The organism is Actinoplanes octamycinicus (genome assembly GCF_014205225.1).
GTDB classification, from domain to species: Bacteria; Actinomycetota; Actinomycetes; order Mycobacteriales; family Micromonosporaceae; genus Actinoplanes; species Actinoplanes octamycinicus.
In genome coordinates this window covers 1787244-1799135 of record NZ_JACHNB010000001.1, presented here as the reverse complement: position 1 = coordinate 1799135, position 11892 = coordinate 1787244, and the positions used below count along the sequence as shown (strand labels likewise).

Sequence of the window (11892 nt, the reverse complement as noted above, 5' to 3'; positions counted from 1 at the left end):
CCGTGAAGCGGATCAGCGCAGGGTGTCGAGCAGGTCCAGGCCACCCAGGCTGCCGGTCAGGCTGCCGACCCCGGTGCTCTCGACCGACTTGCGGCCGCCGGTCTTGTCGCCGTACTTGTCCGGGCTGACGTTGCCGTAGCCCTTGTCGTCGTCCACGTCGGCCGGGGCCTCGTCGCCGTAGCCGTTGTCGTTGCCCTTGACGTCGCCGTAGCCGTTGTCGTCGTCGTTCACGGCCGGGGCCTCGCCGTTGTAGCCGTGGTCGCCGCGGACGTCGCCGTTGTCGTCGTCGTCGCACTTCTTGGTGCAGTCGTCGCCGTCGTAGCCGTCGTCACCCTGGACGTCGCCGCCCTGGTCGCCCTTGTGGTGGCCGTGGTGCGGCTTCTTGACCCAGACGCGGTCGTCGCCGCCACCGATCCGGTTCACGCAGAACGCCTGGGAGCTGGACGCGCCGAGCAGGCCGCTCAGCGAGTTGCCGCAGGCGTTGATCGGGGCGATGACCGGCGCGGCGAACTGGCTGCCGTTGAGGAACCCGATGTTGCCGAAGCTGCTCTGGTTGACCCCGTTGTCCCAACCACCGTCGGTGTGCACGACCCGGCGCTGACCCTCGACCTTGAAGGTCCGGCCACGGTCGCCGCCGACGAAGTTGCCACAGGTGGCGCGCGCCTGGGAGACCCCGAAGAACGAGGTGGCGTTGCCGCACTGGTTGATCGGGATGGTGATCGGCACGGCGATCTGGGTGCCGTTCAGGAAGCCGACGTTGCCGCCGGTCGCCTGGTTGATCCCGTCGTTCCAGCCACCGCCGGCGACCTTGCTGTGCTCCTGGACGTGGTTCACCCCGGTGCCACGAGCGTCGCTGATGCCGAACAGGCTGTCGGCGTTGCCGTTCTGGTTGATCGGCACGGTGACCGGCACGGCGATCTGGGTGCCGTTCAGGAAGCCGACGTTCCCGGCCGACCGCTGGGTGATGTCGTTGCCGCCGCGCGAGCGGTGCCCGCCCTCGACGACCCGGTTGACCCCGGCGCCGGTGGCCCGGGAGATGCCACCGAGTGCGATCGCGTTGCCGTTCATGTTGATCGGCGCGGTGACCGGGGCGGCGAACTGGGTGCCGTTGAGCGCGCCCAGGTTGGTGGAGGAGACCTGCGTGATCCCGTCCGGGGTGGCCGACGGCGCGAACCCGGCCTGAGCGGCGGCGGGCGCCATGAGCAGGGCGCCGGCGGCCATGATCCCGACGCTCAGCGTCTTACGAACCCACGTCTTCTTCATGAGGAAAGTGATGCCTTTCAAAAATGGTCAGCAAGGATTTCCGCTTATTCAATTGGCTGGTTCCGTTTTTGGGCGCAGCGGTGCCCTGGCTCCATTTCTTGGGCCCTGACCACGCTCGTCGACGATGCGCCCACAGCGGTGTGGTGACGGTTCTCCGGGCCGCTGTGCGATTCGCCGCTTGTGCGCAAACGGTTGGGGAATCGCCGGCCCGTCACCGGGCGGCGGCGTACGACGCGCCGCCGGGGACCGTCACTAGTCAGGTGAGACGGTCGGCGCCTCGGCGTCGTTGCGCCGGGCGTCGACATCGGGTGCGACCGGGCAGCGGTGGCAGGCCACCGGACCGTTCGCGCTCCCGGAGGGGAGAACGGCCGACGAGCCGCCCTCCGCGGAACCGCCCGACCCACCGGCCGGGATACCGCTGACTGCCCCGAGGTTCGTCCGCGCGGGCGCGGGTCCGTCACCGCCGGGCACGTCCTCCCGGATCGTCTCCGGCGCAACCGGCCGGGCGGCCGGGGCATGCCGTTGGAGATGCGAGCGGGAGTGGGCCTTGAGACGCCGGACCGGTGTGGCACCGGTCCGGGCCGCCACGGCCCGGGTGCTGTGGTGCGCCTTGACACGCTTCACCCGGGTGGCCACCGGAGCTTTCGCCACCGGCTCGGCCACCTCCTCGACCGCGGGCGGCTCCGGGTCGGCCGCGTCCTCGCTGCTGGCACGCAGCGGGGCGGCCGCCGTCGGCGGCTCCTGGTCGAGAGGCTCCGCGTCGATCACCGGCTCGGCCGGCTCGGCCGGCTCCTCCGCCAAGGAGTCGGACCGGATCTCGGGCATGGACTCCAGCGGCTGGACGGCCGCCTTCAGGAGTTCGCTGACCACGGAATCGTTACCGGCCGGCCACGACACGTCCTCCGTCACGGCCCCGGCCCAGGAGCCGATGACCGGCTCGGGATCGGGGCCGGCGGCGTGTGCGGCAGCACCGGTGAGCAGCCAGGCCGCTCCGGCCAGGCCACCGACGACGAGTGCACGCAGGACCCACCGGGAACCGGCACGTCCGGCGCGGCGCTCCGGCCGCCGCTCCGCCCCCTGGCTGTGGGGCGGCATGAGCGGGGAGCCGCCGGGGGTGACCGGCACGGAGCGGGACGCCGTGCGCGGCGTGCGCTCGACCCTCCAGCCCGGCATCGGATCCACCCCTCGTCGTCGGCCGCATGGCTATCCGATCTCTTTTTATGAGATCCGGCGATATCGGCCACTCGGTATTGGTAACGACGTGAGCGAGCGGAAAGTCACGCGAGCAAATCAGAAAAATGATCGCGGCAATCGGATCGGAAAATCACACCAGACGGGTACGCGGCCCGGCTCGCAGGACGCCGGACGGCAGCGGCCGCCCGACCAGACGTTCGGCCAGTTCGGCGGCCTCGATCAACCGGTCGAGATCGATACCGGTGTCGAACCCCATGTCGTGCAGCATGTGCACGACCTCCTCGGTGGCCACGTTGCCGGAGGCGCCCGGCGCGTACGGGCACCCGCCCAACCCGCCGGCGCTCGCGTCGAACTCGGTCACCCCGAGCTCCAGGGCGGTGACGATGTTGGCCAGCCCGGTACCCCGGGTGTTGTGGAAGTGCAGGAGGTCCGGGCGCACCTCGGCGAGCAGGTCACGGACCCGGCGCGGGGTCGCCATCCCGGTGGTGTCGCCGAAGGCGATCCGGTCCGCCCCGTCGGCCCGCACCCGCGCGACGATGCCGGCCACCCGCTCCGGCGCGATGTCTCCCTCGTAGGGACAGCCGAAACTGGTCGCCACAATCACCTCGAGGGTCCCGCCGGCCTCGTGCACCAGCGGGATCAGCGCGGCGATGTCGTCGAGCGACTCGTCGGTGGAGCGGTTGAGGTTGCGCCGGTTGTGCGTGTCGCTGGCCGAGACCACGACCTCGATCTCGCTGAAGCCGGCGGCCAGAGCCCGCTGCGCGCCCCGGGTGTTCGGGATCAGCGCGGAGTACCGGACGTCCGGGTTGCGGGTGATCCGCGACCAGACCTCGTCGGCGTCGGCCATCTGCGGGATGGCCTTGGGGTGCACGAAGGAGACCGCCTCGATCCGGCGCACGCCGGTCCGGCTGAGCGCGTCGATCAGCTCGACCTTGCCGTCGGCCGGGACCGGGTCCTCGTTCTGCAGGCCGTCGCGGGGCGCCACCTCGCGGATGCTGACGAAGGTCATCACTTCACCCCTTTCCGCATCCGGGAGACGATCCCGGTGTCGTAGTCGCCGGAGCGGAACTCCTCGTTCTCCAGCAGCTCGGCGAAGAACGGCAGGTTGTTCTTGGGGCCGGCGATCTCGAAGCCGGCGACCGCGGCGCGCGCCTTGACCAACGCTTCCTCGCGGTCGGCCGCGAAGACGATCAGCTTGGCCATCAGCGAGTCGTAGGACGGGGTGACCGTGTTGCCCTCGGCGTAGCCGGAGTCCACCCGGGCGTCGGCCGGCTCGACCCAGGTGGTGATCTTGCCGGGGCCGGGCAGGAAGCGCTTCGGGTCCTCGGCGTTGATCCGGAGCTCGATGGCGTGCCCGGACCTGTCGGTGTGCACCGTGACGTCCTCGCCGCTGGCGATCCGCAGCTGCAGCTCCACCAGGTCGATCCCGTGGATCAGCTCGGTGATCGGGTGCTCGACCTGCAGCCGGGTGTTCATCTCCAGGAAGAAAAACTCGCCGGTGGCCGGGTCGAGCAGGCACTCCACCGTGCCCGCGTTGCGGTAACCGACCGCCTCGCCGGCCGTCACGGCGGCCTGCAGCATCCGCTCGCGCAACTCCGGGCCGACCGCCGGGGACGGGGCCTCCTCGACCAGTTTCTGGTTGCGGCGCTGCACCGAGCACTCCCGCTCGGAGAGCGCGACCACCCGGCCGTCGGCCAGGCCGAGGATCTGCACCTCGACGTGCCGGACCCGGGGGAAGTAGCGCTCCAGCAGCACCGATCCGTCGCCGAACATCCGCTCGGCGAATGCCTGCACCTTGTCGAACTCGGTGCGCAGGGCCGCCTCGTCGGCGGCCACGCCCATGCCCATCCCGCCGCCGCCGGCCGCGGCCTTGACCATCACCGGGTAGCCGATCGTCGCGGCCGCCTCGACCGCGGCCTCGACGCCGGCCACCGGCTCGGCGGTGCCGGGCGCGACCGGCACGCCGGCCGCCGCCATCAGGTTGCGAGCGTTGATCTTGTCGCCCATCGCGGTGATCGCGTCGGCGCCGGGTCCGACCCACACCAGGCCGCTCGACTCGACGGTACGGGCGAACGCCGCGTTCTCACTCAGGAAGCCGTACCCCGGGTGGATGGCCTGCGCCTTCCGCTCCTTGGCGGCGGCCAGGATGGCGTCGGCGTTCCGGTAGCTCTGCGCCGGATTGGCCGGGCCGACACACACCGCCTCGTCGGCCTCCCGGACGAACGGAAGGTCGGCGTCCGCCTCGGAATACACCGCGATGGTGCGGATGCCCAGGCGCTTGGCGGTCCGGATGATCCGGCGGGCGATCTCGCCCCGGTTGGCGACGAGCAGCGACTCAATCATGAGGCTCCCTGTATGTCGGCATGCCGGCGTGCCCGGTGGGGCGGCCGGTGTTCCGTGGCCGCCGCGAGCCGGTGGGCTCCGAGGAGGCCTTTTTATCCTATTTGTACGTCTAGTGCCCGGTCAGCGCGTGCATGGTGGCCTCGCGCAGCAGATCCGCCCGCCGGCGCCGCTCCACCTCGCCACCCAGGAACGGCGTCGAGTTCATCAAGCCGAACGCGGCGTGCGCCAGCACCCGGGCCTCGGCCGGCTCCAGCTCCGGGCGGAGCAGGGTCAGCACGCCGACCCACTCCTCCACGTAGAGCCGCTGCAGCCGGCGGATCTGCCGGCGCGGCTCCTCCGGCAGCCGGTCCAGCTCGTGCAGGTGCAGGGCGATCACCGCGGGGTTGGCCAGCGCGAAGTCGACGTGGAAGTCGATCAGATCGGCGAGCGCCGCCTCGGCCTCGGACGGGTGCCGGGCGACCCGCTCGCGGCCGCCCTCCAGCAGGCTCTCGCTGACCGGGATCAGCGCCGCGACCAGCATCGCCTCCTTGCCGGCGAAGTGGTGATAGAGCGCCGGGCCGGTGACGCCGGCTGCCGAGCCGATGTCGTCCATCGACACGCCGTGATAGCCGCGGGCCGCGAACAGGCCCACGGCGATCTCGAGAATCTCGTCGCGGCGCGACCGCCGCCGAGGCGCCGGCGGGGTCGTCCGGTGCCGCTGATCTACCGTCGTCACCTCGCTACCTTAACGCGTCGTCAAGACTCTACTTAACGGTCGTTCAGCCGATCGACGGCCTCGCGGGTGTCGGCGTACACGTCCGGATGCCGCGCCTCCGGGGACAACGAGTCGAGCAGCGCCAGCGCCTCGGCCGGACGGCCGGACCGCAGCAGCGCCTCGGCGCGCATGTTCGTCACCCGATCGGCGTCCTGGTCGGCGCCGATCGCCCGCAGCCGCTCCGGGGCGCCGTCCAGGTGCGGCAGCGCCTCGGCCCAGCGGCCCCGGCGCATCAGCAGGTTGCCCACCTCGAAGGCGAACACGCCGCGACCCCACTGCACACCTGGTTCTTCGGCCAGTTCGGCGGGAAGTTCGGCATATTTCCGGGCGACTTCCGGGATCAGCCGCTCGGCCTCGTCCACCTGGTCGGCGTAGTTCAGCGCCATCAGCCGCCGCCGCAGCACGCGCAGCTCACCGACCAGGTCGCCGGCCTCGCGCAGCGCCTCGGCCGCGGCCTGGAAGGTCAGCGCCGCCTCGGCGTCCCGGTCCACTTTGTACAGCAGCTGACCGGCGTCCTCGCCGACCTGGCCGCGGCCCTGCGGGTTGTCGGTCAGCACCTCGATCAGCTCGCGGTACAGCTCGAGCGCCCGGCCGCTGTCGTCAAGATCACGGTAGATGCCGGCCAGCATGAACTTGGTGTCGTTGAGCGGCTCGGCGAAGCCGAGTTTCTCGAACCCGCGGACCGCCTCCTCGGCCACCTCGGCGGCCTCCGGCAGCCGGCCGGCCTGCAGGTACGCCTGGGCCAGGTCCTGCCGGGCGAAGGTCCCCGGCTGCTCCAGGTCCTGCTCGGCGCAGATCGCGACCGCCTCGACGAAGTCGTCGATCGCCTCGCCGGCCCGGTCCAGGGCCATCAGCGCCCGGCCGCGCAGCGCGTGCCCGACCATCTCGGCGCCCGGCACCCCGGTGGCCAGCGACTCGGTCATCGCGGCGAGCACCTCGGCCGGCTCCTCGGCCAGCTGCCCGAAGACGGTGGCCGCCTCGGCGCTGATCCCGGCCGGGCCGTGCACCCGGTAGAACTCCCAGGCCTCCCGGGCCGCCTCGCGCGCCTCATCGTGCCGGTGCGCGGCGCCGCGGTTCCGCGCCCGCATCAGCGCGTGATACGCCACCCGGCGCGGCTGGCCCCACTCGGCGGCGTACCGGTCGGCCCGATCGCCGGCCTCGTTCGCCTCGTCCAGGCTGTCCGCCAGGAAGTACATCGTGGACAGCCGCAGCCAGGCGTTCGCCCGGTCCCGCGCGGTGCCGTGCTCCTCCTGGTAGGCGACGTCGGCCCGGACCAGGGCGACGTCCTCGGCCGGGTCGCCCCGCTCGACCCGGGCCCGCTCCATGGCGATCCGGGCACGCAGGGCGCTCACCCGGCCACCCTCGCCGGCCTGGGCGAACGCGACCACGGCCCGCTCCCACGCGGCGATCGTGCCGTCGTGGTCGTCGCCGGGCAGCGCCACCCCGCGGAACGTCCAGAGCCGGGCCGCCAGCAGCGGGTCGCCGGGCTCCGGAAACCGTGCCGAGTACGCCTCCAGCGCCGCCCCGAGCAGGTCGTGCCGATCCTCGTCGAGGTAGCTCTCGGCCAGGTCGAGCAACTCGGTCTCGGTGAGACCGGCCGGGATCTCCACCGGCTCCGGCTCCGGCTCCGAGGTGGACGGCTTCGGTGCGGGCGCCGCCCGGCGCGCGGTCGGGGCCAGGGGCAGGTCGATCCCGTACGGCTCGGCGGCCATCGTCTCGGCGACCAGCTTGCTCTGATGCGCGGTGCCGTTCCGCGCGTCGAACCGGGCGGCCAGGCCGGTCGCGTACCCGGTCAGCTCGTCGGCGAGCGCGGCGGCGGTGACGTCCGGGCGGCCGGCGCGACGGATCGGCGTCCCGCCGTGGCCGACCGCGACGAGCCGGCGCAGCAGCGCCACGCAGGAGGCCGCGAAGTTCATCCCGGCGGCCGGCGACGGGGCACGGTCCAGCCAGTCCAGGTGCCGCTGCAGGATCTCCAGGCCGCGCGCCTCGTTGCCGGTGCGCGCGCAGAACAGGATGTGGTCGCCGATGCCCTCCAGGTCGGCCAGGTTGCCGCGCTCGACCAGGTAGGACCGGCGGTGCGCGTCGGCCGCCTCGGCCGGACGGCCGGCCATCAGGTAGGACACCATCAGCTCGCTGAGGATGGTCTGCGGCTGCTCGGTGCAGGACAGGTCACCGGCCAGCACCGGGCCGGCCAGCTCGACGGCCTCCTCGAACCGACCGCGGTTGTTCAGGTGGACCACCAGGGTGGTCGGGTCGCAGCCGGCGCAGTCGGAGAGCTCGGTGCGCGGGGCGGCCCGCCACTTCTCGAACCACTCGTCCGCCTCGATGGTCGCGCCGAGGTGCCGGGCGACCAGGTGCCGGTGCTTGTACACCGGCTGCATCCCGTGGCCACCCTCGCGGTACCGCCGCTCCATGTCGTCGAGCACCGCGTGGGTCCGGGCCAGCGGGATCTCCGGGAACTTGGTGAGCGCGCTGACCATGGTCTTGAACAGCCAGAGCAGGTTGTGCGTCCAGCGCTCGTGGTACGGCTGCGGGTTGCGGTCGAAGTCGCTGACGCACCAGGAGAAGGTGGCGAACGCCTTCACCGACTCACCGCCGTAGATGTACGCCGTGGTCGCGAACAGCCGGCTGTAGAACGCCAGCGCCGGGTCACAGGCCCCGTCGGCGTGCCGCAGCACCTGCTCCACCAGCGCGATCTGGGCCGCGCCGTACGGCAGGTGGTGGGCCTCGTCCAGGACGCCCCAGAGCTCCTCGGCCGTTTTCATCGGGTCTCCTCCTCGGGGACGGCCCGGTCCAGCAGGCCCAGGAACGACGTGGTCAGCAGCGCGGCGTCAGCCGGCCGGATCGGGTGGTGACCGAGCAGCAGGGCCTGCCCGTAGAGCGACTCGACGGCCAGGGCGGCCAGCTCGGCGTCACCGAGCGCGGCAACCCGGCGGATCAGCGGGTTGCGGTGGTTGAGCACCAGCTGGGGACGGTCGTTCGGCACCGTCTGGGCGAGCGCGTCGAGCACCCCGCCCCACAGGTCGTCGGCCTGGTCGCGGCTCGCGGTGAACTCCTCCTGGAAGGCGGCGGAGCGGCTGACCAGGTAGAGCGCCGGCAGGGTGACCGGGTCGAAGGCACGGACCACCACCTCGCAGCCGAGCTTGTCCAGGCGGCGCTGGGCGGCCGCGAGGAACGGGCGCAGCCGCAGCTCCGCCTCCGGGTCGACGGCGGTGAACCGGGTGGTCAGGTCGGTCGGGTCGAGCCGCTCGGCGCGGATCTCCGGGTCGACCGTGGCCAGGCGCTCGATCAGGTCGGCGTCGTAGACGTAACCCCCGTTGATCAGGCCCACGTCCTGCGCGGCGGCGACCGCGGCGAGCTGGCGGAACTCGTCGGCGGTCCCGGCGTACCGAAGCAGGCCGAAGCGGGCCCGGAACTCGGCCAGGGTCAGCTCGCCCATGGTGGTCTGCATCGGATACCACTGCTCGACCAGGCGCAGCATCTCGTCGTCGTGCAGAGCCAGCGCCTTCACCCCGAGGTGATGGATCTGCAGGAACTGGGCCAGCCGCCGCGGATCGGTCGCGGCGAGCCGGACCAGCCAGCCGCGCAGCTGGTCGGCGATCGCCTCGCGGGTCTCGGCCAGCATGCCGTCGTCGTAGAGCGCCTCACGGCTGGCGGTCGGCCGCAGCTCGGTGCTGTCCACCACGCAGCGGGCGAAGAACGCCCAGTCCGGCAGCAGGCCCTCGACGCTCTCGGAGAGCAGCATCCGCTTCAGATAGACCCGGTGGCCGCCGCGGTTGGCCGGGTTGACCGGGGTGGGCAGCACGAAGGCCGCGCCGGACAGACCGGCGCCGGGCACGTTCAGCTCGATCACGTCGAAAGGGCGGAAACCCAGGACCTTCTCCGCGTACGCCATCCGCTCGGCACCGGGCAGCGCCCACGGCACCGTGCCCGCCGTGACCCGCCGCCCGTCGACCCGCACCTCGACCGGCAGCAGCGATCCGTAGAGCTCGGCCAGCTCGGTGACGGTCGTGCCGGTCAGATAGTGCTCGGCGCCGCGGCGCGGCAACAGGGTGACCGTGGTGCCGGGCTCCCGCTCGTCGCCGGCCCGGACCTCATACCGCCCGTCGGAGTAACCGGTCCAGAGCACCGGGGTCTCGCCCGCGCGCCGGGTGTGCACCCGGATCTCGTCGGCCACCAGGAAGCAGGAGAGCAGGCCGATGCCGAACTGGCCGAGGAACTCGTGCCGGGCGAAGCCCAGCTCGTCCCGTTTCGAGCTGCGGCCGATGGTGGCCAGCAGCTCGTGCACCTGCGCCTCGGTGAGCCCGATGCCGTTGTCGGTGATCCGCAGGCTGGCACCGGTGGTGATCTCGACCCGGCCGGCGTGGTCCGGTCCGACCGCGGTGATCGCATCGACCGCGTTCTGCAGCAGCTCGCGGACGTAGACGCGGGGGCTCGCGTAGAGGTGATGGCTGAGCAGGTCGACGATGCCCCGTAGATCGACCTGGAACGTGTTGCTCACGGCGTCGCACGGTACCGGGTCCGTCCGACAAAACCGGGCTACTTTCCGCGTCTTTCCGGGGGCGGCTCATCGAGCCGCCCCCGGAAGGTCAGCTCAGCCCGCCCGGCTCGGCGCCCTTGGCGATCGGGGCGCGGACCAGGTTGCCCCACTCCGTCCAGGAACCGTCGTAGTTGCGGACCTGCGGGTAACCCAGCAGGTGGCGCAGCACGAACCAGGTGTGGCTGGACCGCTCGCCGATCCGGCAGTACGCGATGATGTCGTCCGCCGTCTCCAGGCCCAGCTCGTCCCGGTAGATCTTGATCAGGTCGTCGTGTGCCTTGAAGGTGCCGTCGTCGTTGGCCGCGGACTTCCACGGCTTGCTCACCGCGCCCGGGATGTGCCCGCCGCGCAGCGCGCCCTCCTGCGGGTACGCCTCCATGTGGGTCAGCTCGCCGGTGTACTCCTGCGGGGAGCGCACGTCGACCAGCGGCCGGCCACTGGCGATGTGCCCCATCACCTGGTCACGGAAGGCGCGGATCTCGGCGTCGTTGCGGACCGGCACCGGGTAGTCCGCGGCGGCGCGGGTGGTCTTCTCCCGGGTCACCGGGCGGCCCTCGGCCACCCACTTCTGCCGGCCGCCGTCGAGCAGCCGAACGTCGCGATGCCCGAAAAGACTGAAGACCCACAGGGCGTACGCCGCCCACCAGTTGAAATTGTCGCCGTAGAACACGATCGTGTCGTCACGGCCGATGCCCTTGGCGGCGCACATCGCGGCGAACGCGGCCGGATCGAGGTAGTCCCGGGAGACCTGGTCGTTCAGCTCCAGGTGCCAGTCGACCTTGACCGCACCCGGGATGTGCCCGGTGTCGTAGAGCAGCACGTCCTCGTCCGACTCGACGACCACCAGACCGGGGGTGTCCAGGTGCGCGGCGAGCCACTCGGTGGTGACCAGTTTGTCGGGGTGCGCGTACGCCTGCAGCGCCTGCGCCGGATCGTTCGGAACGGACATGCCTGTCACGCTAGCCCTCTCTAGTCGTTGACCGGGGCCAGCACCGGTCGCTTCGCCTGGATCAGGTCGCCGGACGAGCGGCCGAGCAGATGCCGGCTCACCCAGGGCGCCAGGTGCTCGCGGGCCCACCGCAGGTCGGCGCTGAGCGCCAGCCGCCACGGCGTGGGCTGCGGCGCCGGCGGGACCAGCATCCAGTCCTCCTCGACGCCGACCCCGAGCGCGGTCAGCACGTGCCCGGCGACCCGCCGGTGCCCGGCCGCGGACAGGTGCAGCCGGTCGTCGCTCCACATCTCGCGGTGCAGGAAGGCGTGGTCGGCGAAGAGGTCGATCAGGTGCGCCCCGTGCCGCTCGGCGATCTCCTGGAACCCGTCGTTGAGCACCGCCGCGCGGGCGCCGATCATCCGCTGCCCGCCGGGGATGTGCACCGCGACGTCGGCGAACCGGAACATGATCACGTCGGCTCCGGTCGCCCGGATCCGGGCGATCACCGGGTCGATCCGCTCCACCAGCGCGCGCGGGTCGACTCGGGGCCGCAGGATGTCGTTCCCCCCGGCGGCGAAGCTGACCAGGTCAGGCCGCATCGCCAGGGTCGGGTCGAGCTGCTCGGCGATCACCTGGTCCAGCAGCCGGCCGCGGATCGCCAGATTGGCATAACCGAAGTCGGGTCCGGAGTCGACCGCGAGGCGGGTGGCGACCAGGTCAGCCCACCCCCGGTAGGTCCCATCCGGATACTCGTCGCACATGCCCTCGGTGAAGCTGTCACCCATCGCCACGAAGCCGCGCCAGGCCATCCCCGCCCCCTAACGTCTGTTCAGCTTTGGTGCCGGATCAGTTTTCCACCGGACAGCG

The 11892-nt window shown here is 71.9% G+C and carries 9 protein-coding genes; all 9 read right to left on the bottom strand.

Going from position 1 to position 11892, the window contains the following annotated elements; translation table 11 throughout:
- Positions 1 to 12 precede the first annotated feature (12 nt).
- Entirely contained in the window at positions 13 to 1263 is a 1251-nt protein-coding gene (locus BJY16_RS08085; RefSeq protein ID WP_185038467.1) for a chaplin family protein, read from the bottom strand.
- 252 nt (positions 1264 to 1515) lie between these two features.
- Positions 1516 to 2436 (bottom strand): hypothetical protein, encoded by a 921-nt coding sequence (locus BJY16_RS08080; protein WP_185038466.1) that lies wholly within the window; start codon positions 2434 to 2436, stop codon positions 1516 to 1518.
- Positions 2437 to 2587: 151 nt separating this feature from the next.
- Positions 2588 to 3466 (bottom strand): hydroxymethylglutaryl-CoA lyase, encoded by an 879-nt coding sequence (locus tag BJY16_RS08075; RefSeq protein WP_185038465.1) that lies wholly within the window; start codon positions 3464 to 3466, stop codon positions 2588 to 2590.
- Positions 3466 to 4800 carry an acetyl-CoA carboxylase biotin carboxylase subunit gene (locus tag BJY16_RS08070; protein WP_185038464.1) on the bottom strand — a complete coding sequence of 445 codons (1335 nt, stop codon included), beginning with the start codon at positions 4798 to 4800 and terminating at the stop codon, positions 3466 to 3468. Before BJY16_RS08070 ends, BJY16_RS08075 begins: the two co-directional genes overlap by 1 nt.
- 109 nt (positions 4801 to 4909) lie before the next feature.
- Entirely contained in the window at positions 4910 to 5515 is a 606-nt protein-coding gene (locus BJY16_RS08065; RefSeq protein WP_185038463.1) for a TetR/AcrR family transcriptional regulator, read from the bottom strand.
- Between the two features lie 32 nt (positions 5516 to 5547).
- Positions 5548 to 8319: a tetratricopeptide repeat protein gene (locus tag BJY16_RS08060; RefSeq protein ID WP_185038462.1), complete on the bottom strand. Its 2772-nt coding sequence runs from the start codon at positions 8317 to 8319 to the stop codon at positions 5548 to 5550.
- Complete coding sequence (locus tag BJY16_RS08055; protein WP_185038461.1) at positions 8316 to 10055, bottom strand: HSP90 family protein; 1740 nt, start codon at positions 10053 to 10055, stop codon at positions 8316 to 8318. Before BJY16_RS08055 ends, BJY16_RS08060 begins: the two co-directional genes overlap by 4 nt.
- A gap of 88 nt (positions 10056 to 10143) precedes the next feature.
- A complete protein-coding gene (locus tag BJY16_RS08050) occupies positions 10144 to 11043 on the bottom strand; it encodes a sulfurtransferase (protein WP_185038460.1) in 900 nt (299 codons plus the stop codon).
- 20 nt (positions 11044 to 11063) lie between these two features.
- Positions 11064 to 11834, bottom strand: coding sequence for an SGNH/GDSL hydrolase family protein (locus BJY16_RS08045; RefSeq protein ID WP_185038459.1), 771 nt, complete (start codon positions 11832 to 11834; stop codon positions 11064 to 11066).
- Between the last annotated feature and the right edge of the window lie 58 nt (positions 11835 to 11892).

Excerpts from the sequence above, each read along its gene's own strand:
- BJY16_RS08085 (WP_185038467.1), bottom strand. The coding sequence starts at position 1,263 with ATGAAGAAGACGTGGGTTCGTAAGACGCTGAGCGTCGGGATCATGGCC.
- BJY16_RS08080 (WP_185038466.1), bottom strand. The coding sequence starts at position 2,436 with ATGCCGGGCTGGAGGGTCGAGCGCACGCCGCGCACGGCGTCCCGCTCC.
- BJY16_RS08075 (WP_185038465.1), bottom strand. The coding sequence starts at position 3,466 with ATGACCTTCGTCAGCATCCGCGAGGTGGCGCCCCGCGACGGCCTGCAG.
- BJY16_RS08070 (WP_185038464.1), bottom strand. The coding sequence starts at position 4,800 with ATGATTGAGTCGCTGCTCGTCGCCAACCGGGGCGAGATCGCCCGCCGG.
- BJY16_RS08060 (WP_185038462.1), bottom strand. The coding sequence starts at position 8,319 with ATGAAAACGGCCGAGGAGCTCTGGGGCGTCCTGGACGAGGCCCACCAC.
- BJY16_RS08050 (WP_185038460.1), bottom strand. The coding sequence starts at position 11,043 with ATGTCCGTTCCGAACGATCCGGCGCAGGCGCTGCAGGCGTACGCGCAC.
- BJY16_RS08045 (WP_185038459.1), bottom strand. The coding sequence starts at position 11,834 with ATGGCCTGGCGCGGCTTCGTGGCGATGGGTGACAGCTTCACCGAGGGC.